Origin of the sequence: Streptomyces sp. NBC_00358, assembly GCF_036099295.1 — a bacterium.
In the GTDB taxonomy this organism is placed as follows: Bacteria; Actinomycetota; Actinomycetes; order Streptomycetales; family Streptomycetaceae; genus Streptomyces.
The window spans coordinates 729,710-748,630 of sequence record NZ_CP107976.1 but is presented as its reverse complement, the minus strand read 5'-3'; the positions used below and the strand labels follow the sequence as shown (position 1 = coordinate 748,630).

At 70.4% G+C, this 18,921-nt stretch carries 18 protein-coding genes and 1 pseudogene; 10 read left to right on the top strand and 9 right to left on the bottom strand.

All coding sequences use genetic code 11. The features are described from left to right. Positions 1–262 precede the first annotated feature (262 nt). Entirely contained in the window at positions 263–1,327 is a 1,065-nt protein-coding gene (locus tag OHT01_RS02995) for a hypothetical protein (RefSeq protein WP_328551520.1), read from the top strand. Between the two features lie 104 nt (positions 1,328–1,431). On the opposite strand, the gene OHT01_RS02990 is transcribed toward OHT01_RS02995, so the two are convergent. Continuing rightward, positions 1,432–2,181, bottom strand: coding sequence for an aminoglycoside phosphotransferase family protein (locus OHT01_RS02990; protein ID WP_328551519.1), 750 nt, complete (start codon positions 2,179–2,181; stop codon positions 1,432–1,434). A gap of 287 nt (positions 2,182–2,468) precedes the next feature. Here OHT01_RS02990 and OHT01_RS02985 point away from each other — a divergent pair, with 287 nt between their 5' ends. Beyond that, complete coding sequence (locus tag OHT01_RS02985; protein ID WP_328551518.1) at positions 2,469–3,083, top strand: HAD family hydrolase; 615 nt, start codon at positions 2,469–2,471, stop codon at positions 3,081–3,083. Between the two features lie 75 nt (positions 3,084–3,158). On the opposite strand, the gene OHT01_RS02980 is transcribed toward OHT01_RS02985, so the two are convergent. Continuing rightward, on the bottom strand, positions 3,159–4,421 hold the full coding sequence (locus OHT01_RS02980; RefSeq protein ID WP_328551517.1) for an acyl-CoA thioesterase/BAAT N-terminal domain-containing protein: 1,263 nt from the start codon (positions 4,419–4,421) through the stop codon (positions 3,159–3,161). A 384-nt stretch (positions 4,422–4,805) separates the two neighbouring features. Here OHT01_RS02980 and OHT01_RS02975 point away from each other — a divergent pair, with 384 nt between their 5' ends. After that, entirely contained in the window at positions 4,806–5,615 is an 810-nt protein-coding gene (locus tag OHT01_RS02975) for a class I SAM-dependent methyltransferase (RefSeq protein ID WP_328551516.1), read from the top strand. 174 nt (positions 5,616–5,789) lie between these two features. On the opposite strand, the gene OHT01_RS02970 is transcribed toward OHT01_RS02975, so the two are convergent. Together OHT01_RS02970 and OHT01_RS02965 are read right to left on the bottom strand one after the other, a co-directional pair. Further along, complete coding sequence (locus OHT01_RS02970; RefSeq protein ID WP_328551515.1) at positions 5,790–6,194, bottom strand: hypothetical protein; 405 nt, start codon at positions 6,192–6,194, stop codon at positions 5,790–5,792. 103 nt (positions 6,195–6,297) lie between these two features. Then, the gene (locus tag OHT01_RS02965) at positions 6,298–7,578 is read right to left on the bottom strand and encodes an MFS transporter (protein WP_328551514.1); all 1,281 of its coding nucleotides are present in this window, start codon (positions 7,576–7,578) and stop codon (positions 6,298–6,300) included. 131 nt (positions 7,579–7,709) lie between these two features. Between OHT01_RS02965 and OHT01_RS02960 the strand changes: the two genes are divergently transcribed. Then, positions 7,710–8,645: a LysR family transcriptional regulator gene (locus tag OHT01_RS02960; protein WP_328551513.1), complete on the top strand. Its 936-nt coding sequence runs from the start codon at positions 7,710–7,712 to the stop codon at positions 8,643–8,645. 24 nt (positions 8,646–8,669) lie between these two features. On the opposite strand, the gene OHT01_RS02955 is transcribed toward OHT01_RS02960, so the two are convergent. Further along, positions 8,670–9,650 (bottom strand): ArsR/SmtB family transcription factor, encoded by a 981-nt coding sequence (locus OHT01_RS02955; protein ID WP_328551512.1) that lies wholly within the window; start codon positions 9,648–9,650, stop codon positions 8,670–8,672. A 312-nt stretch (positions 9,651–9,962) separates the two neighbouring features. Between OHT01_RS02955 and OHT01_RS02950 the strand changes: the two genes are divergently transcribed. After that, positions 9,963–10,721, top strand: a complete 759-nt coding sequence (locus tag OHT01_RS02950) for a hypothetical protein (protein ID WP_328551511.1) — start codon at positions 9,963–9,965, stop codon at positions 10,719–10,721. 144 nt (positions 10,722–10,865) lie between these two features. Here the strand turns inward: OHT01_RS02950 and OHT01_RS02945 are convergent, their stop codons facing one another. Beyond that, the gene (locus OHT01_RS02945; RefSeq protein WP_328551510.1) at positions 10,866–11,420 is read right to left on the bottom strand and encodes a dihydrofolate reductase family protein; all 555 of its coding nucleotides are present in this window, start codon (positions 11,418–11,420) and stop codon (positions 10,866–10,868) included. Between the two features lie 150 nt (positions 11,421–11,570). Here OHT01_RS02945 and OHT01_RS02940 point away from each other — a divergent pair, with 150 nt between their 5' ends. Continuing rightward, positions 11,571–12,221, top strand: a complete 651-nt coding sequence (locus OHT01_RS02940) for a hypothetical protein (RefSeq protein ID WP_328551509.1) — start codon at positions 11,571–11,573, stop codon at positions 12,219–12,221. 129 nt (positions 12,222–12,350) lie between these two features. Here OHT01_RS02940 and OHT01_RS02935 read toward each other — a convergent pair whose 3' ends face one another. Further along, positions 12,351–12,689, bottom strand: coding sequence for a hypothetical protein (locus tag OHT01_RS02935; RefSeq protein WP_328551508.1), 339 nt, complete (start codon positions 12,687–12,689; stop codon positions 12,351–12,353). Positions 12,690–12,901: 212 nt separating this feature from the next. Beyond that, complete coding sequence (locus OHT01_RS02930) at positions 12,902–13,648, bottom strand: TetR/AcrR family transcriptional regulator (RefSeq protein WP_328551507.1); 747 nt, start codon at positions 13,646–13,648, stop codon at positions 12,902–12,904. Positions 13,649–13,737: 89 nt separating this feature from the next. On the opposite strand from OHT01_RS02930, the gene OHT01_RS02925 reads away from it, so the two are divergent. Further along, positions 13,738–14,610 (top strand): NmrA family NAD(P)-binding protein, encoded by an 873-nt coding sequence (locus tag OHT01_RS02925; protein ID WP_328551506.1) that lies wholly within the window; start codon positions 13,738–13,740, stop codon positions 14,608–14,610. 137 nt (positions 14,611–14,747) lie between these two features. Here the strand turns inward: OHT01_RS02925 and OHT01_RS02920 are convergent, their stop codons facing one another. Next, entirely contained in the window at positions 14,748–15,743 is a 996-nt protein-coding gene (locus OHT01_RS02920) for an aldo/keto reductase (protein ID WP_328551505.1), read from the bottom strand. A 126-nt stretch (positions 15,744–15,869) separates the two neighbouring features. On the opposite strand from OHT01_RS02920, the pseudogene OHT01_RS02915 reads away from it, so the two are divergent. The 3 genes and pseudogenes from OHT01_RS02915 to OHT01_RS02905 all read left to right on the top strand — a co-directional run. Next, positions 15,870–16,196, top strand: a pseudogene (locus OHT01_RS02915) (helix-turn-helix domain-containing protein); the annotation flags it as partial. Between the two features lie 213 nt (positions 16,197–16,409). Continuing rightward, complete coding sequence (locus tag OHT01_RS02910; RefSeq protein ID WP_328558008.1) at positions 16,410–17,270, top strand: PaaX family transcriptional regulator; 861 nt, start codon at positions 16,410–16,412, stop codon at positions 17,268–17,270. Between the two features lie 258 nt (positions 17,271–17,528). Next, the gene (locus OHT01_RS02905; protein ID WP_328551504.1) at positions 17,529–18,878 is read left to right on the top strand and encodes an alpha/beta hydrolase; all 1,350 of its coding nucleotides are present in this window, start codon (positions 17,529–17,531) and stop codon (positions 18,876–18,878) included. The last annotated feature ends 43 nt before the right edge of the window (positions 18,879–18,921 follow it).

The window sequence follows — 18,921 nt, the reverse complement described above, 5'->3', positions numbered from 1 at the left end:
GACCGGCGGTCGGGACAGACGGGTGGACCGGCGGTCGGGACAGACGGGTGGACCGGCGGTCGGGAATTCCAGGCCCATGCCTGCTGCGCACGGGGGAGTCGTTCCGTCAGGAACGCGCGCTCGGCGTCGTTCCCGGTCACCTCCAGTGCCTGGCGGTAGGCGCGTCGGAGGCCGAACGTCGTGCAGGCCGGTCCGGTCACCGCAGTCCGCAAGTCAGCGCCCCAGATAGGCTGTTGGTTCGGTTCGGGGACTGGAGGCAGCGGTGGTCGGCAGCGACGGCGCCGTCCGTGAGATGTCGGTGCCACCGCGGCTGGGTGCCGTCGTCGACATGGCGCCGATGCAGGATTGTGAACGGTCCGTGTGGCTGGCACTGAGCGAGGACGGCACGGCCAGCCGCTGGGACATGGCTGCCGGTGATCACGAGGCTGTCGGGACCACGACCGTCGAGACCGAATCGGATCGCGAACCGTGGAACGGTCATGGGCTTCGCAGGCGCCTGCATGTGTCCGGCGACGGTACCTTCGCCGCCGTGGTCAATGACTACGGCCGCTTTGGCGAGGTGATCGACCTGCGGACCGGCGAGGTCACGCTGACCCTGGACAACCAGGGCGGTCACGAGGAAACAGTGCCGTTCTCCCTGGCGTTCGTGCGGAACCGTGGGCGTTGCGTTGTCATTCACCGTACGGCTTGGAACCGGCTGGATGTCTCGGACGTGCGATCGGGCAGACTGCTGACGGATCGGCCGCTCCCCGTACCTGCCGACGGTGATGGTGCGCGGGAGCACCATCTGGACTACTTCCACGGCGCGCTGTGTGTGAGCCCTGACGGGAAGCGGATTCTGGACGACGGCTGGGTGTGGCATCCCGTTGGGATCCCCTCGGTGTGGGACCTTGGCGGATGGATCGAGGGCAACGTCTGGGAGTCCGAGGACGGTCCGAGCCGGTTGGATCTCTGCGGCCGGGAGTACTACTGGGGTCACGCCATGACCTGGATCGACTCGGTTCGGGTCGCTGTCGAGGGTCTTGGCGATGACGAAGACGTCATGCGGCCCGGGGCGCGGATCTTCGATACGAGTCGAACCGCTCAGAGCGAACTGTGGCGAATGCCCACTGCCGTGGAACTCATTGCGTTCGAGGGTCCTACCGGGCCCTTCTTCAGCGATGGCACGCGCCTGTTCAGTTGTGGTGACTCCGGTCTGTCCCTATGGGATCCGGTCGAGGGGAAGTTCCTGGGCGTCGTACCCGGCTTCTCTCCTACGCGTCACCACCCAGGTGCCCGGCAGTTCGTACAGCTCACCGACGGCGTGGTCCGACTGTGGGGTGCGTGAGCGAACGCGTCGCGAGGTCGACGCCGGGGTTCCGGTCCGGCTTGAGCCACCACCCGCTCGGCCTGGTCGTGACCGAACCCTGCGGAATCCTGGGTGATGGCCGGTCACAAAGGCATCCGGGATCTCAGCACGTCGACCTCACAGCCCGCCGTGAACGGGTCGAAGCCGTGCTCGATCAGCCAGCGGACCACCAGCAGGCTTCGCAGCGACCACCACGCGCGGATCACGTCGAGGTCGACGTCGGTGCCGTAGCCGACGATGACGTCACCGAGGTTCTCCTCGTGTCCGAGCGTCAGGGTGGCGAGGTCGTACAGGGCATCACCCGGGCCCGCCTCGGACCAGTCGATGATGCCGGTGATCTCGTCACCGTCGACGAACACATGAGTGATCTGCAGGTCGCCGTGCGTGAACTTCGGAGTCCACGGCCGGAGCGCGGCCTGGGCGACCTGGCGGTTGCGGGTGACCAGGTCGGCGGGCAGGACACCGGTCGTCACGAGCCGCTCGCACTCGACGTCGAGATCCGCCGCCAGCTCGTCGAGCCCCCTTCCCCGGCCGGGCCACGGAGGCAACGGCGTGTCGTGCAGCTTCCGGATGGCGGCACCCGCCGCGGCCCACGCCGCCGGGGACGCGGCCGACGGCTCGCCGAGGCGGCCGAGTGCCGTCCCCGGGACCGCGGCGATGGCGAGCACGGGCGGCTTGCGCCACAGGATCTCCGCGGTCGGGACCGGAGCCAGGGCCATCGCCTCGACCTCGACGTCGATGCGCGCCTGATCGGCGTCCACCTTCAGGAACACATCGCCGACGCGCAGGGTCGCGCGCTCGGAATGGGCGACGACGACTTCGACCTCATCCATGGGCGACGAGTATCCCGGGGATGACCGTCCGCGTCGCCGGGTTTGTCGCGTGCGGTCACGCGGCCGACCTGCGTCCTGCTGTCCGGCGGCCTCGCACGCGACACCGACCGCTGACCGGACCGAGCCCGCCATGACCCGCTGAGAGTCCGCCGCCCCGTCGATCTCGTGGCCGTGGCCGCGGCCTTGACCTTGCCCGAAGGTGAAGGCCGACAGTGTGCAGGGCAGGCCTGCCATTGGACCCCATGGTTCCGGGCAGGGCCGGCCGGAAACGGATGAGGAGACCCTGAATGGGATCGCGCTGCGTCATTCTCGACATCGGTGGAGTCCTGGAGCTCACGCCCCCGACAGGGTGGCTGCACCAATGGGACGAGCGGCTCGGGCTGCCGGCGGGAACCTCGGACCGACGGCTCGACGACGTCTGGCGGGACGGGGCCGTAGGGAGGATCGGCGAGACGGAGGTGCGGGCGCGGATCGGTGCCCGTCTTGGTCTTGACGCCATACAGGTCGAGTCGTTCATGGCCGATCTGTGGGATGAGTATCTGGGGGCACCGAACGTCGAGTTGATCGAGTACGTGCGGCGGCTGCGATCCCGCTGTCGGCTCGGCATCCTCAGCAACAGCTTTGTTGGCGCACGTGAGTTGGAGACAGCGATGTACCGGTTCGACGAACTGGTCGAGCAGATCGTCTACTCCCATGAGATCGGCGTCCGCAAGCCCGACCCGCGAGCCTTCGAAATGACGTGTGCGCTACTGCAAGTACGGCCGGTGAACTGCTTGTTCATCGATGACTACGACGTCAACGTCGAGGCCGCCCGCGCGGCCGGAATGCAGGCTCACCTCTTCGAGGACGACGCGCGGACCATCGCCCGCATCGCCACCCACGTGCGTTCAGCGGCGGGTTGAGAGCCGGGTGGATGCCGTTCTGCCGATGGCGTCCTGCGGGTCCATGTGCCGCTCGATGCCGGAGTGCTGACGACTTCAGGAGCCGAGTGAGGCCAGGAGTGCGAGGACTTTGGGCCAGCCTGCCTCTCGAGCCACGGCGTCGCCCGCGCGGGTACCGCCGAGGTCGGTCTCCCGGAGTGTCACAGGGTGAACCAGACGGGTGCCGGCAGGGAGGTAGGGGAAGGTTCCGACGCCGTGCCCTGCGTCCGGGTAGATCAGCGCCCGGTGCGGATACCGGTTGCCGGAGGCGTCGAGCTCCTGGACGATCTGCCGAGCCCATCGAGGCGAACTCCACAGCAGATCGTCGGCTCCCGCCAGGGCGGTGACAGGGCCGCTGACATGGTCGAGCGGGATGAGCTTCTCGGCGACCGGTTTGCCGTCCTTCGTCCAGGCGAAGGTGGCGTAGTCCGGGAATCCGCCGTTGACCTGTGCCGAGGGGGAGTAGACGACGGCACCATGGACGAGGTCCGGGTAGTCCTCGGCGAGGAGAAGCGCCGCTTCGCTGCCACGCGAGTAGCCCATCGCCAGGATGTGGCGTGGATCGACGCCTTGTTGCGCGGCCAGGAGTCTGGCAGCCGTGGCGAAGTACTCCAGGGGGATGTTCTCCAGGGAGTGGGGGAGGCCAGGGAGGTCGAAGTAGCCGAGTGACAGGGTCGGGTAGCCGTGTGAGGCGAGCAGGGCCGCAGTGGACGTACTGCTGTTGCCGCCTTCCGAACCGCCGAAGGCGAGGACCGCCGGGTGCCGTGGAGTGCCAGGGGCCGGCAGATACAGCCTCCCTGCGATCCTGTCGGTCGCCACGGTCAGGTTTCTGCTGGTCACCCCGGTTCCGAACCATTTTCGGGTCACGGTACGCGAAGCGAGGCGGCGGCCGTGCGCCGCGACCGTGAGGGTTACGCGGTAGGCGTGCTGCCGCGAGGAAGGCGGTACGAAGGATGTGGTTCCGGGATCACCCGTCGCGGGGGTCATCGACCAGAACAGGCCCATACCGTCAGGGTGTTGGTACGTGCCGGAAGTCGGACGCGCCTTGTCCAGGTCGATGGAACCGTGGGCGTCCGCCCGGTAGGTGGCCTGTCCGCGCCAGGGAACGCTCCGGCGGTCCATCGCCCAAGAGGTGATCGTGACGTCCTCGCCGGGCGACAGCCCGCTGATCCGCGCGTGGACCGGTTCGTCCGCCAACGCCACCGGAGCGCCGACGTCCAGCACTGCGTGGCTGCTGGTGGTGGTGCATCCGGCAGTGCTGCCGCTCACGAGGACGAGCACCGCCATGACACCCGCCCAGCCCGATATGCGATCCCTCAAGGGGCCGCCTCCTTCCGTATTCACCGGGTTGCCGGAGCCCGACGCGACTCGGCCACCCCGTTGCAAGTTTCAGAAAGATTACTCAGTCGCGTCGACTGTAGACCTGTCGGAGTCGCGCCGTCGGCGGAACGAGGCGATCACGAGCTGAAGGTCGCCAAGTGTCAATTGACCTGTTGGAGAGTTGAGTTGGGTCAACTTCCGACAGGCTGACGCAGGCCAGAGGCCGACCGCTGACCGGCTCCCCAGGCCGTGCAAGACGTTGCAAGCGCTGCCGTTTCGAGGAGGCGCGCCGCGTAGGGCTGCTCGTGCGTCCGCCTGCTGGTCCCGTTGGGCTCGTGGCAAGATCGATCCCGCTGCGGTGGGCCGGGGAGGACAGTGGTGTCGATGACGGCGTTCGACAAGAGCGAGCGGTTGATGTGGGCGGGAAAGGGCTCCGCCTACGCGGGAAGCTTTGCCAGGCTGTGTGCCCACCCGGTGTCGCGGTTGCTCGATGCCGCCGAGGTGGGTCCGGGCACGCGGGTGCTCGATGTCGGGACCGGCCCCGGGGCGGTCGCGGCTGTCGCGTGCGCGCGGGGTGCGAGCGTGACGGCCGTGGACGCGGAGCCGAGCATGGTCGAGTTGGCGGAGCGGGCCGCACCGGCGGCCGACGTGCGCGTCGCCGCTCTTCCCGAGCTTCCTTTCGATGACGGGGAGTTCGACGCCGTCGTGGCGAACTTCGTGCTGAACCATGTGGGCCGACCCAGGATGGCCCTCGCCGAGCTGCGTCGTGTCGCCAAGCCGAACGGCCGTATCGCGCTGACCATTTGGGCGGCTCCGCGAGCCCCGGGGCAGACGTTGATCGGCCGCGCCGTCGAAGCCGCGGGTGCGGTGCGGCCGCCGGGTCTGCCGGCAGGACTGGCCCCGGAGGACGATTTTCCCCGGGACGAGGACGGCCTGGCCGGGCTGATGGAAGCCGCGGAGCTCCGCGAGGCGACGTGTGCGACCCTGCGCTGGGATCATCGCGCGACCGCTGACGAATGGTGGAGCGGGCCTGCGAGTGGCGTCGCGTTCGTCGGGCAGTTGGTGCAGAGCCAGACGGCCTCTGTTCGTACCGAGATCAAGCGCCACTTCGATCTGCTGAGCTCGGAGTTCGCCGGTCAGGACGGTGTGCTCAGCCTGCCGCATGCGGCGTTGCTCGCTGTCGCACGCCGATGAACGTTTGACCGTGACCCGTGCGGAAGTTGATTCCGCACGCCTGCCTGCGGGGCAGGTGAGAGAAGACCGGCGGCCCGACCGGTGTCGAGACCCATCGCGGAGCCGATCACGGCTCCAGCGGTACCCGGCCTGTGGACTCGCCGACGCGGGGGCGCCAGCGTCGTCCGGACCTGCTCATGCTTCGTCGCGGTGGGTGAGATGGCCGTCCGTGAGCCGCCAGTAGTGCCGGTGCGGAGTCAGGAGCCAGGTCTCGTCGGCAGCGATCGCCTGTGTGATCCATGCGTGGAGCTGCGGAAGGGCGCGCGCTCGTAGGACAGCGCGGGTGGCAGCGCGCTCAGAGGCATCGACCGGGTGCACGTCCATGCGGAAGCCGACCGAGCCCGGGTGGCTGCCACGCCCGTACTTGCGGGGATTCGGAGCGACCCATGCTGCTCCCAGGACGATGGTCCCGCTGTCGGGCCCGCTGAGGAAGTCCAGGTCCGTGACGCGGGTCATGTAGGGGCCGAGACATTCGCTGATGTCGGTGGTGGTCAGTGGCCAGGAACGGTTCCGGGGCAGTCTTCGATTTCGCGCGGGCATGGAAGGAACCATGGCAGAAGGCCGCCGTTCGCCCTCATGGATTTTCTCGGCGGCCGTTTCCCGAAGCCGGGCGCGCACTCTGCTGCCATGGCTGTTGCGGCCGTCAGGCCTGGCTCGGCGCCGGTTCCTGCTTCTGCTTCTGCTCGGAGAGAGGCGCCGCCGCGCGGCGCGGGAGCAGCAGAGGGGTCGCGAGGAGCAGCAGGCCGGCCAGGCCGATGGCCGTACGCGGGCCGAGCAGGGTGCCCAGGACGCCCCACAATGCCGTCAGCAGCGCGGTCGAGGCCTTCGTCGTCACGGCCCAGGCGGACAGCGTGCGGGCGACCCGGTCGGTCGGGGTCCGTTCGAGGCGGTAGGTGGCGTAGACGGGGTTGAAGACGCCACAGCAGAAGATGAGCCCGAGTTCGACGCCCATCACGAGCAGCAGTCCTCCGCTGCCCGGCCCCAGAAAGGCCAGGCCGACGGGCCAGAGCGCGCGCAGCGTCCCGACCGCGATCAGGACCTGGTGTTGTCCGAACCGGGTCACGAGCGGTCGGGCCAGCCGCGAGCCGAGCAGCCCTCCGATCGAGGGGGCCGCGAAGGCCAGGCCGTACTGCCACGGTGCGAAGCCGAGCCGGCCGAGCATCAGGACGGCCAGGAGTGGCTCGACGGCCATCACCAGACCGTTGAACAAGGCGGTGTTGAGCAGCAGCGGACGCAGCGTCGCGTCGGCGAGGACGTACCGCCAGCCGTCGAGCAGGTCCCCGGGCCGCATGCGCCCGGCTTCCCGGCGCTCGGGGCTCGGCTCGTGGCCGCCCGTCGCACGGATGCCCAAGGCCGAGAGCAGATAGCTCGCCGCGTCGGCCACCACCGTCGCCACCGGACCGAGGAGCCCGATCGCCGCGCCGCCCAGCGGCGGTCCGACGATGGTCGTCGTCCAGGCCGTCGACTCGAACCGGGCGTTGGCCACGAGCAGATCCTCGGTCGGCAGCAGCGTCTTCAGGTACGCGCCGGAGGCGGCCCGGAACGTGATGTCGGCCGCCGCGACGACGACCGAGACCAGCAGGAGCTGAAGGAAGGTGAGGAGATGGAGCGCGTACGCGGCGGGGATCGTCAGCAGCGCGGCGAACCGCACCAGGTCCATCGTGATCAGCACCGGCCGCTTGCGGCGGAATTCCACCCACGGGCCGAGCGGCACCGCCACGACCGCCCCCACCGCGGTGCCCACGGAGGCCAGCGCGGCGACCTCGGCCGGTCCGGCGTGCAGTACCTGGATGGCGATGACCGGGAACGCGCCGAAGGCCAGCCACGTGCCGAGCGCGCTGGTTCCGTACGCTCCCCATAGCCATCCGAACCGGCGCCCCAGCCGAGGTCCGAGCAACTGCCCCCGCCGGTGCCCGCTCCTCATGCCCGACGCCTCTCCACTCACCTGTACAACCGATCCGCGATCAGAGGTATCAAAGCGGCATCACACCTGCGGATCAAACAACCGCAAGGCCGCTCAGCCACAACCAACGGTTGTACGCATAGAATGCGGACGTGGACCTCGACACCGTCCGGACCTTCGTCGCCGCGGCCGACACGGGGCAGTTCCAGGAGGCCGCGGCCGAGCTGGCGGTCACCCAGCAGGCCGTCTCCAAGCGCATCGCGGCGCTGGAGCGCAACCTCGGCGTGCGGCTGTTCACCCGCACCGCGCGGGGTGCCGAGCTCACCATCGACGGTCAGGCCTTCCTACCCCACGCGCGCGAACTGCTGCGTGTCGCCGAGCGCGCGGTCGCGTCCGTGCGCACCGGCCGCCGCCCGCTGCGCGTCGACGTGATCGCCTCGCGCGGCGCGGCCTCGGGCCTGATGCGCGGATTCCACCGGGCGCACCCCGAGATCGAGCTCGACGTGGTGTGGCTGTTCGACATCGAGACCGCCGTCGCCGCCATCAGGTCCGGTGAGATCGACGCCTCCTTCCGCGCCGTCGCCGTGCCCGGCCGGCCGCTTCCCGACGACATCGAGTCCGTCCGGGTGCTCGACGAGCCGCTCCAGCTCCTCACCGGCCCCGCCCACGCGCTGGCGGGCGCCCGGTCGGTGACCGTCGCCCAACTCGCCGGGCACCGGATCTGGATGCCCGGCATCGTCCCCGGCACCGAGTGGGCCGCCTACTACGACGACCTCGTCGCCGAGTTCGACCTCACCATCGAGGCCACCGGGCCCAACTTCGGATCCGACGCCCTCCTCGACACCGTCGCCGACACCCCGGCCCTGGCCACCTTCATGGGCGGGCAGACACGGCTCGTCTGGCCCGCCGACCACGGCCTTCGTCGCATCCCGGTCACCGATCCGACGCCCGTCTACCCGCACTCGCTCCTCTGGCACCGCGACAACCCCCACCCGGCGCTGGCCACCCTCCGCGCCCACCTCGCCGCCACAGGGACCGGCCACGACGCGGCCGGGACCTGGGTGCCGGCCTGGGTGAAGCCGCGCTGATCAGCGCGGCGTCGGCGCGTTCCGTCAGGTGTTGGCGTGGAGCAGCGCGGCCCCCAGCGGGGTGAGCGTGTGCACGACGGTGTTGCGGTGGCGGGTGGAGATGATCAGGTTCGCCTCGCGCAGGACGTAGGTGTGCTGGCTGGCGGTCGGCGCGGTGGTGCCGGTGCGACGGGCCAGCTCCGTGGTCGTACAGCCGTCTTCGACAGCGCGCAGGGCGCTGGCCCGGGTGGGTCCCAGGAGGGCGGCGAGACTGCCGGATCCTCGGCGGGCGGCGGGGTCGGCGCACCAGCCGGGCCGGTGGGCGACGGGATAGACCAGGACCGGGGAGAGCTCGGTGTCGATGAGCGTGACCGGGGTACGCCAGCAGAACACCGAAGGCACCAGCAGCAGGCCGCGCCCGGCGAGGTGGAGGTCGCGGTCGACCGGGTACGGCGCTGTCAGCACGGGCGGGGACCAGTCCAGGGTGGGGCGCAGGCTGTGCAGGAGCCCGTCGACGCCGTGGCGGAGCAGAGCGCGGCTGCGGGCGGTGCGGTCGGCGTCGACCAGGGCCTGGATCCGGGACCAGTACGGGCCGAGGGCGGCATGGTAGTAGCGGTGCAGGGCGTCGCCGAGGCCGGTGAGTGCGGTGCGGGCGCAGTCGGCCAGCGGACGGGCCCAGGCCGGGGCCGCGGAGAGCACGGCCAGATCCTGACGCAACCTTCGGGCCGGAGTGGAGCGGACCGCCTCGATCCCGTCGGCCAGATCCACGGTCGGCCTGACCGGGGTAAGGAAGTCCGGGAAGTCCCCGGTGCGGGGCGCCAGATAACGGATGAGCCGGGCGTCCTGGCGGGACAGGCGGTCCCGCAGCCGGCTCCTGGCGCCCGCCCGCCACGGGTCGAAGGCCGCCCGGCCTGCGGTGCCGTCCAGCAGGGTCGCGCTCAGCACGATCTCCCACAGCGGGTCGGGCCCCGGGGCCATCCGTATCCGCCCGAGGTCGTCCGGCGTGAAGTGCACCCTGAGCCCCATGGTCCCCCCTGCACGACGAGGTCTCCCGCTCATTCTCGCCCCCCTCACGCACCTCAGAGTCGTGCATTTCGGCCGTACTCGACGTCCCTCGCCGCGGATCCCCGCGCCGTCCGCGTGCCGACGAACGACCGAAGTGGAGTGCGTTCCGTACTCGGCACGCCGTAGCGTCCTGGGACGAGCGGTCTCAACACGCATCGGAGAGACGCGGGCCGCAGGAGGTGTGGCGAACTTCCCTTGATGCGGGCCCTTTTCGTCGGTCGACGCAGTGGTGCAAACTGCTCGTCGACGCGCAGGCGAGGACGGGGGCCGGTCGTGCGGCAGGATCTGGCGGTCAATCTTGTGGCCTCGCTGCTGGCGTTCGCCGTGGGCTGGCTGGGCCGTGCTTTTGTGCAGTACTGGCGGACCAGGCTGCCGGCGGCGCGTGTGTGGCGGCTGGACCGTGACCGTCGGGTGGTGATGGTCGTCGGGGAGTCGGGCCGGGTGCCGTCCCCGTATCCGAAGATCCATGAGGGCGATGCCCTGGCCGCCATGACCCTGCGGCAATTCCTCTCCCAGGACCTGCGGTTGCACGAGGCCGCGACGGTCAGGGCCAGGGCCTTCGTCATGGCCTCGGACGCCGAGGAGAACCTGGTCGTGATCGGTGGGCCGGCCCACAACGGCGTCTGGCAGTTGATGGCCGACCGGCTCAACTCCCCTTATGAGTTCAGGCTGTTCTCCAGCGAATATCGCATCGTGGGTGCGGAGGACGGCGAGGAGTACGGTGAGTCGGCGGGAGACGGGACGGTGAACGTGGACTACGCCATCGTCCTGCTGGCGCGCAACCCCTTCGCGTCCCGGAGCCGCCTCGTGATGATCGCGGGCTGCGACGTTCTGGCGACCTCGGGAGCGACCCAGCTCTTCGCACGTGGTCAGATCCGCAAGCTGGCCAGGACATATGACACCACATCACCTCTGGCGCTGGTCGTTCGAGTCGAGAGCATCGGCGGTTACGTGCGGCCACCCGAGGTGGTGGCCGCCGCCAACTTCCCGCAGGAGCGCGCCGTCCGTACCGCCTCGGCCTCTGGCTCCTGAACTCCGCGGCAGGCATGGACGACGCCCACGTCGCGCACGGCGGCCGTGACCCGGCGTTCGGCAGGGCCGTCCACCGTGCGCGCCGCGGCAGTTCGCGTCGGTCGGGCTTGGCAGGGACAGCGGGATTCGGTTGTCCCGATGCCGCTACGGGGCGTAGGTGAGGGTGACGACGCCGGTCGCGCTCGGTGTCGCGGAGACGAACCGGAGTGAGCGCGGCAGCACGCTGTCGAAGAGCCGAGTTCCGGTGCCGACGACCACGGGGTGGACGCCGAGGTTCAGTTCGTCGATCAGGTCGTGCTGGAGCAGGGTCTTCATCAGAGTGAAGCTGCCGTACATCACGATGTCGCCGCCGGGCTGCTCCTTCAGTTTCGCGACGGTCTGCGCGGCTTCACCCGTGAGGGCGGTGGCGTTCCAGGGCAAAGAGCCGCTCAGCGTGTTCGTCACGATGGCCTTGGGAAGCTTGTGCATCGCCTCGGCATACGGTCCGGTGTTGCTCGACCAGGCCTTTTCGAGGATCTCGTAGGTCGCCCGCCCCAGCAGGAAGGTGTCGCTCGCCAGGAGTGCGTCGGTGGCCCGCTGACGGGCGTCGTCGTCGAAGTATTCCAGTGCCCAGCCGCCACGTTCGGTCTCGCCGAACCCGCCCGGATCCTGGACCACGCCGTCGAGTGTGATGAACGCTCCCGCGATGAGCCTGCGCATGATGATCTCCGTCCTCGGCCGGTCGTTCCGGCCTTCTGGTGTGAGGACTCGGGTCGGCTCGGAAAGGAATCGGTCGGCATGACGCCGGCCAGGGGGAGCCGGGGCGGAAAATGCCGGGCGGTCCGGACCGGCAAAGGCGAGAATGCCGCCATGTTGATCGTGGACGCCGTCCTGGAAACTCCGGACACCGCTGACTTCTCCTTGTGGCCCGTGGCTGAACTGCCTGCCTACCGGTTCATGGCTCTGTCCGGCCGCATGTCCCCGCTCGAGGTCGGTACGGCGCTGGCCGCCCTCGCGGTCGGCAACTCGGGGGCGGATGAGGACGAGCCGCCCGTGGCGGACGCCGGCGAGTTGATCCGTCGCCTGCTTCGGGCGGACAGGGTCTTCGCACCGGGTGGTCTGCGGGTCCACGACACCAGAACCGACGTCACCGTCGTCCCGGGATGCTGTTGCGGCCTGGAGGACTGGCGCGAGTGGCTCGTCGTAGCGGGCGGAGCGTCCCCGTGGCTCGGCCATGGCCCTTCACCGTGGATCGAGCATGCCGACGCGGTCGTCAGACTGTGGCCCGACGGAGGGGAGGAGCAGGAAGCTCCCTCCGCGCATCCCGTCGAGATGGCGGCGGGCGACCTGCCTGGGATCCTGCTCACCGTGCGGGAGGAGCTGAACGGCTTCCTCTCTCTCACCGAACAGTGGGCCGCCGTCCACGTTCCGACGCTCGCCGCGGACCTGGTGGCCGGACTCGACGAAGCGCTGGCCATCGGCGCACCCCTGCCTGGCGAGGTCGGCCGACACATACGGTGACCGAGGCCGGAGGTCCAGCCAGATCCACGACCGCGTGAACGGAGCCGAGCCCGCCGAGCCTGCCGTCCGATCGTGCAGGTGGGCTCCGGTCGGCTCAGGCCCCTTGCCGGCGGGCCCGGAAACTGCGTGTCACTCGTTGCCCGCGCGTAGGGCCAGCTCCTGCAGTACTTCGGTGGAGGTGACCTCGGGGTCGTCGCGGTCGTGTTCCGCGGCGAGTTGGTGGAACGCGGCGGCGAAGGCTCCGAAGGCGGTGAAGATCGGGCCGCTCATCGCCTGGGCGATGGCGTCGGCGACTTCTTGCGGCGCCGCGTCGTCGTCGATGTCGACGCTCCTCGGGAAGATGTCCTTCACGAGCTCGTTCAGGAGGGCGTCGCTCTCGCTGTCGGGTTCGGGGGCATCGTCCCCGACGTACTCACGTGTCTTGGTGAGGATCGCGACGACGCGTGCCATCACTTCTTCGTCGGTCATGCAAGGAGCCTAGATCCTCGGCGCGGGGGCATTTCACCTGACGGGACCGCGCCCGAGGCCGGTGAACAGCAGTCAGGGGCGAACTCCCGCAGCCGCAGCCGCAGCCGCAGTCGTATCCGCAGCCGCAGCATCGGTGACCGAGGGCCGTCGGCCGCGCACGGCCGAGGTCGTATCCGCGTTCCGCGTTCCGCGATCCCGGTCACGGGTGGCGGTCAGGTGCCGGAGGCGATGCGGTCCAGCCACTCCCTGAGCAGATGTTGTTCGGCGCCGCTGAGGGTGGTCTGCTCGGGCAGCGCGGCGCGCAGGGCGCGGGCGGCGCCTGCCGGGCCGGTGTCCCGCACGGCCGGCTCCTGGTTGGTCACGGAGGCGACCATCGACTCCCGTAGGACGGTCAACAGCGCCGGGTCGCGCCGGTGTTCGGGCAGGGACAGCCAGGTGAGCACCGCGCCGCGCGCGGTGGCGTGGATGATCTGGGCCGCCAGTTCCTCGTCGACGCGCAGCCAGCCACCCGCGGCGAGGCGCCGGATGCGGCCCATGAGGACTTCCATGCCGGCTTTGAAAGCGGCCGAGTCCGTCCTGGTGGGCTCGCTGTACATCAGCGTGTAGAGCGCGGGGTTGCCCAGGCCGAACTCGACCGCCAGGTCCCACCCGTCCCGCAGGTCCTCGATGGGGTCCTGCGGGTCGGGGTCGACGTGCTTGGCCGCCAGGAACGTGGCGAAGCCGTGTTCGGCCACCGCTTCGAGCAGCCCGTCCTTGTCGCCGAACAGTCGGTAGATGGCCGGGGGCTGCAGATTCGACGCGACCGCGACGGCTCGGGTGGTGACCGCGTCGCGACCCTCGCGCGCCAGCAGACCGGCGGCGGCCTCGACGATCCGCTGCCGGGTCTGCGCGCGCCCTGCGGCGGCGGTGTCGGATTCGACGGTGGCGGCACCGTCCCTGACGCGTGAACCTGATGGCATATATCGACGATACACCAGATATGTTTCCGTCGTTATTATCGGTGATACGCTGATGTTGATTCCATTGGAACCAAGAGCTGGAGTGCAACATGATCATCGTGACCGGCGCGACCGGGCAACTCGGACGCCAGATCGTCGAGAGGCTGCTGTCCCGTGTTCCGGCGAACCGGGTCGGCGTCAGCGTCCGTGACCCGCAGCGGGCGAAGGAGTTCGCCGACCGGGGAGTGCGGGTGCGGCAAGGCAGCTTCACCACCGCCGCCGACCTCGCGTACGCCTTCGAGGGCGCCTCGCAGGTGCTGATCGTCTCTGTCGACAAGATGGGCGAGGAGGCCGTGCGGCAGCACCGTGCCGCCATCGAGGGGGCCGTCGCGGCGGGTGCCCGCCGCATCCTCTACACCAGCCACATGGGTGCCGGCGCCTCGTCGCGTTTCCAGGCGTGCCGCGACCACGCCGTCACCGAGGAGGCGCTGCGCGCGTCCGGTGTGCCGTTCACCTCGCTGCGCAACGGCTTCTACACCGCCAGCGCGATGCAGTTCCTCGGCCACGCCATGCGGTCCGGCGAGATCGTGCTCCCCGCGGACGGACCGGTCAGCTGGACCGCGCACGCCGACCTCGCCGAAGCGGCCGCCGTCATCCTGGCCGACGAAGGCCGCTTCGACGGCCCCACGCCCCCGCTCACCGCGGCGCGGGCGCTGACCTTCGACGACATCGCCGGTATCGCCACAGAGGTGACGGGCCGCACCACGACGAGGACCACCGTGCCCGACGACCGGTTCCGGCAGCAGTTGGTGGAGTACGGCACCCCCGACGAGGTGGCGGACCAACTGCTCGGCGTCTTCGCGGCAGGCCGCGCCGGCGAATTCGCCGCCGTGGACCCGACGCTGGCCACTCTGCTCGGCCGCGAGCCGGTCACCCTGGAGGCGGTCCTGCGCGAGCAACTCCCGGACGGCGAGGGGCACTGACAGGCTGTGACGGTGAGGAGGGCGAGCGGCGTAGGGCCGTGAAAGCCGTCGGCCCGACGTCTCGTGCCCGGGTAGGGACGCGGGCACGCAGGAGTACGGCAGCGGGCAGGCCTTCCCGGGCAGGGCGCGGGGCCGGTTCAGTTCCCGGTGCCGAGGCCCGACATGAAGGCGGACGGGTAGCGGTCGCCCCGCGCCGCACCGAGCGGAACGGCCTTCTCGATCTCGGCGAGGTCGTCCACGGTGAGCGTCAGCGCCATCGCGGGCAGCGCCTCGGCCAGCCTTTCGCGGGTGCGGGCGCCGACGAGCGGCACGATGTCGTCGCCCTGTGCGCTCGCCCAGGCGATGGCGAGCTGGGCGACCGTGCAGCCCTTCGTGTCGGCCACCCGGCGCAGTGCCTCGACGAGAGCGAGGTTGTGTTCCACGTTCCCGCTGGAGAACCGCGGGCTGAAGCCCCGGTTGTCGCCCGGGCCGGCGGTGCGGTCGGAGGACCAGTGCCCGGAGATGAGACCGCGGCTCAGGACGCCGTACGCGGTCAGGCCGATGCCGAGATCCCGCAGCGTGGGCAGGATCTCAGCCTCCACCGCACGGGAGATCAGCGAGTACTCGATCTGAAGATCGGCGACGGGGTGCACCGCGTGCGCCCGGCGAACGGTCGCCGCGTCGACCTCCGAGAGGCCCAGATGCCGGACGTACCCGGCATCGATCAGCTCCTTGATCGCGCCCACCGTCTCCTCGATGGGTACGGCCGGGTCCAGCCGGGCCGGACGGTAGATGTCGATGTGGTCGGTGCCCAGGCGGGTCAGGGAGTAGGCCAGGAAGTTCTTCACGGCCTCGGGACGGCCGTCGACCCCGCCGAACTGCGGGCCCGGCCCGCGCAGCATGCCGAACTTGACGCTCAGCCGGTAGCTGTCCCGATTCCGGCCGCGCAGCGCCTCGGCGATCAGCAGCTCGTTGTGACCCATCCCGTAGAAGTCGCCGGTGTCGATCAGCGTGACACCGGCCTCCAGCGCGGCATGGACGGTGGCGATGCTCTCCGCGCGGTCGGCCGCGCCGTAAGCGCCCGACATGCCCATCGCGCCCAGCCCCAGCGCGGAAACGGCCGGGCCTGTGGTGCCCAGGGTTCTTGTCCTCATCGCGTTCTCCCTCGTCGTCGTTCTGTCACCCACTGTGCGCCTGGGCCAAGGGAGAGGGGAGCGGAGCGTTCATCCTGGGAGCGCCGCTCCCTGGCTCGGCGTTCCCCGGAGGGGGACCATGGAGGCATGCAACGCGAGGAGCTCGCCGACTTCCTGCGCAGGCGCCGAGAGGCGATGCGCCCGGCCGAGGTCGGTATGGCCGACGGTCCGCGGCGCCGCACCACCGGCCTGCGCCGTGAAGAGGTGGCCGCCCTCGCCGGTATGTCGGTGGACTACGTCGTACGCCTCGAACAGGGGCGCAGCAGCCGGCCCTCGATCCAACTGCTCGGCGCGCTGGCCCGGGCGCTGCGCCTCACCGACGACGAACGCGACCATCTGTTCCACCTGGCCGGCCACCGGCCGCCACCCGCCGACGCGGTGGCCCGCCTGGCCCGCGAGCGGCTGGATCTGCTGCGCGTCATCGGTACCGAGGAGTTTCCGGCGAGGGCGACGGACCCGACGGCACGGTAGAGCGACGACTTCCCCCGTCGCCTTCCCCCGTCGCCTTCCCCCGTCGCCTTCCGGCGTCATGCCCTGGCATCAATATAGGGCAGTTTGTTAACAGCAGTCACAGAAGTGACACGTTTCCTGGAGTCGGGCGGTGCGTGCCCCTCGCGGGCCTACGCTGTGGCGGTGACCAGTGTCGATGTCGCGGCCGAATCCACGGCCGGTAGCGGTCCCGAGCCGCGTACCCAGTCCCTGATGCTGACCTTCTTCGGCGCGCATGTGCTGGGACGGTCCATCGCCGTGTCGTCGGGCAGCGTGATCGCCGCCCTGGGGAGGGCGGGCAGCAGTGAGGACGCTGTGCGGACGACACTGAACCGGATGGTCAAACGAGGTCTGCTGGAGCGTCGACGGCAGGGCCGGAAGACCTATTTCGGGCTGACCCCGCACGCCGTCCAGGTGCTGGCCGACGGAAGGGACCGGATCTGGCGCACCGGCGCCGTCAACCGGGACTGGGACGGCCGGTGGACGATGGTGGGCTTCTCGCTGCCCGAGGCGTGGAGCCGTGAGCGGCACGATCTCCGCTCCCGTCTGATCTGGGCGGGCTTCGGGCCGCTGCAGAACGGTCTGTGGGTGGCACCGGCGCGTGTCGACGTCCGCGAGATGGTGGCGGGCCTGGGCCTGGAGCCGTATCTGAGGGTGTTCCGGGCCGAGGTGGAGTCACCGACCGACGTCCGCGAGGTGCTGGAGCAGGCGTTCGACGTGCCGGCCATCGGTGCGCGGTACGGGGTGTTCCTGGAGCGCTGGGACCGCACCGATCCGCTGCCCGCGGCGGCGTCCGGCGACGAACTGGCCGGTCAACTCCTGCTGCACACCGACTGGTTGGATCTGGTGCGACGCGATCCGCATCTGCCCGCCGAGCATCTGCCGGCGGACTGGCCCGCCGCCCGCGCGGAGACCGTCTTCCGCGGTCTTGCCGGCCGCTGGGAGCGCTCGGCGTCGCGGGCCGCCGCGGACCTTCTCGACACGCTGACTCTGGGCTGACCCGCCCGGGTCCGAAGCGACTGCGGAGTTCACGGAGTCTGTCGGGCCTACGCGGTCTGCGCGGCCTACGGGGTCTGCTGGGCCTGTGCGGCCTGCGGGGTCTGTGGGCTCCCCAGACCCCGGGCAGCCATGCGTGCGCGCCTGCCTCGCGGACCTCTCTGCCGCATTATTGGGCAGTCTATTGACGGCAATCAAAAAAGAGCCCTACATTCGCAGCGCTCAGCCAGCTCCCCTCATCCGACCTGCGGAGCCGCCGCCATGCCCCGACCCCGTCTTTCGGCCCTCGCCGCCTGCGTGGCCGTCCTCGCCACCGCACTGCTGGGCACCGCGACCGGTGCTCAAGCCGCGACCGCCGAGCACTACTCCGGCACGCTCTCCGACGGTGCCACCTGGATCGCGGACAGACCCGCGCGATGGAACGGCACCCTGCTGCTCTTCAGCCACGGCTTCGGACCGGCCGTCGCCGCCGACGCCCCGTCGGCCGACGCCCAACAGGCCCTGCTGGACGCCGGCTACGCGCTCGCCGGCTCCTCCTACGACCCGCACGGCTCGATGTGGGCACTCGACTCGGCCGAGCGGGACCAGTTCGCCACGCTCGCCACCTTCCGCCGTCAGGTAGGCACCCCGGCCCGGGTCGTCTCCGTGGGCCAGTCCATGGGCGGCCTGATCAACGCTCAGATCGCCCGGGACGGCGCGGGACGCGTCAACGGCTCGCTCGGCCTGTGCGGCCTGGTCGCGGGCGGCGTAGACCTGGACAACTACCAACTGGACGCCGAATACACCCTGGCCACGTTCTTCGACCCGGCCGACGCCGGCGAACTCGTCGACCTCGCCGGCCCGGCCGAAGCCACCGCCCTCGCCGACCGGCTCTCGGCGGCGGTGCAGACGGCGCAGCAGACCCCGGCGGGGCGCGCCCGGATCGCGCTGGCCGCCGCCTACCTCAACCTGGCCGACTGGGCCCCTGGCCAACAGCCGCCCGCGCGCGACGACTTCGCGGGCCAGGAGCGGCAGCAGTACGACTGGCTCGCCCAGGGCCTGCTCGGCTTCATCGTCCCGGCGCGCTGGTCCGTGGAGCAGTCGGCGGGCGGCAACACGTCCTGGAACAAGGGCGTCGACTACGCGGGGCTGCTGCGCGAGTCCGCCCGCGCCGAGCAGGTCGCGGCGCTCTACCGCGACGCCGGCCTCGACCTGCGCACCGACCTTGAGCGCCTCACCCGCGGTGCGGACATCACGGCCGACCCGGCCGCGGTGGCCCATCTGGAGCGGACCTCGACCGCCGGGCAGGGCGTCGCCGTGCCGCTGCTGGACATCCACACCACCGCCGACCAACTCGTCCCCGTCGAGCAGGAGTCGGCCTTCGCCGAGCGGGTGCGCAGGGCCGGTGACTCCGCACGGCTGCGCCAGGCGTACGTGGCCCGCCAGGGCCACTGCAACTTCACCACCGCGGAAGTGGTCGCCGGCCTGCACGCCGTGGAGCACCGGCTGGACAGCGGGCGCTGGGACGACGCCGCCACCACCGATCAACTTCAGCGCGACGCGACCGAGTCGAACCTCGGTGACGCCGCGTTCACCGACTACCGGCCGAGCCGTATGACCGGCACCCGCTGACCGCGAAGCCGTTTCCCGCCACCCGAGACCACCTCCCCTCAGG

Excerpts from the sequence above, each read along its gene's own strand:
- OHT01_RS02925 (WP_328551506.1), top strand. The coding sequence starts at position 13,738 with ATGATCATCGTGACCGGCGCGACCGGGCAACTCGGACGCCAGATCGTC.
- OHT01_RS02945 (WP_328551510.1), bottom strand. The coding sequence starts at position 11,420 with ATGCGCAGGCTCATCGCGGGAGCGTTCATCACACTCGACGGCGTGGTC.
- OHT01_RS02985 (WP_328551518.1), top strand. The coding sequence starts at position 2,469 with ATGGGATCGCGCTGCGTCATTCTCGACATCGGTGGAGTCCTGGAGCTC.
- OHT01_RS02975 (WP_328551516.1), top strand. The coding sequence starts at position 4,806 with ATGACGGCGTTCGACAAGAGCGAGCGGTTGATGTGGGCGGGAAAGGGC.
- OHT01_RS02935 (WP_328551508.1), bottom strand. The coding sequence starts at position 12,689 with ATGACCGACGAAGAAGTGATGGCACGCGTCGTCGCGATCCTCACCAAG.
- OHT01_RS02955 (WP_328551512.1), bottom strand. The coding sequence starts at position 9,650 with ATGGGGCTCAGGGTGCACTTCACGCCGGACGACCTCGGGCGGATACGG.
- OHT01_RS02970 (WP_328551515.1), bottom strand. The coding sequence starts at position 6,194 with ATGCCCGCGCGAAATCGAAGACTGCCCCGGAACCGTTCCTGGCCACTG.
- OHT01_RS02940 (WP_328551509.1), top strand. The coding sequence starts at position 11,571 with ATGTTGATCGTGGACGCCGTCCTGGAAACTCCGGACACCGCTGACTTC.
- OHT01_RS02965 (WP_328551514.1), bottom strand. The coding sequence starts at position 7,578 with ATGAGGAGCGGGCACCGGCGGGGGCAGTTGCTCGGACCTCGGCTGGGG.
- OHT01_RS02905 (WP_328551504.1), top strand. The coding sequence starts at position 17,529 with ATGCCCCGACCCCGTCTTTCGGCCCTCGCCGCCTGCGTGGCCGTCCTC.
- OHT01_RS02930 (WP_328551507.1), bottom strand. The coding sequence starts at position 13,648 with ATGCCATCAGGTTCACGCGTCAGGGACGGTGCCGCCACCGTCGAATCC.
- OHT01_RS02920 (WP_328551505.1), bottom strand. The coding sequence starts at position 15,743 with ATGAGGACAAGAACCCTGGGCACCACAGGCCCGGCCGTTTCCGCGCTG.
- OHT01_RS02990 (WP_328551519.1), bottom strand. The coding sequence starts at position 2,181 with ATGGATGAGGTCGAAGTCGTCGTCGCCCATTCCGAGCGCGCGACCCTG.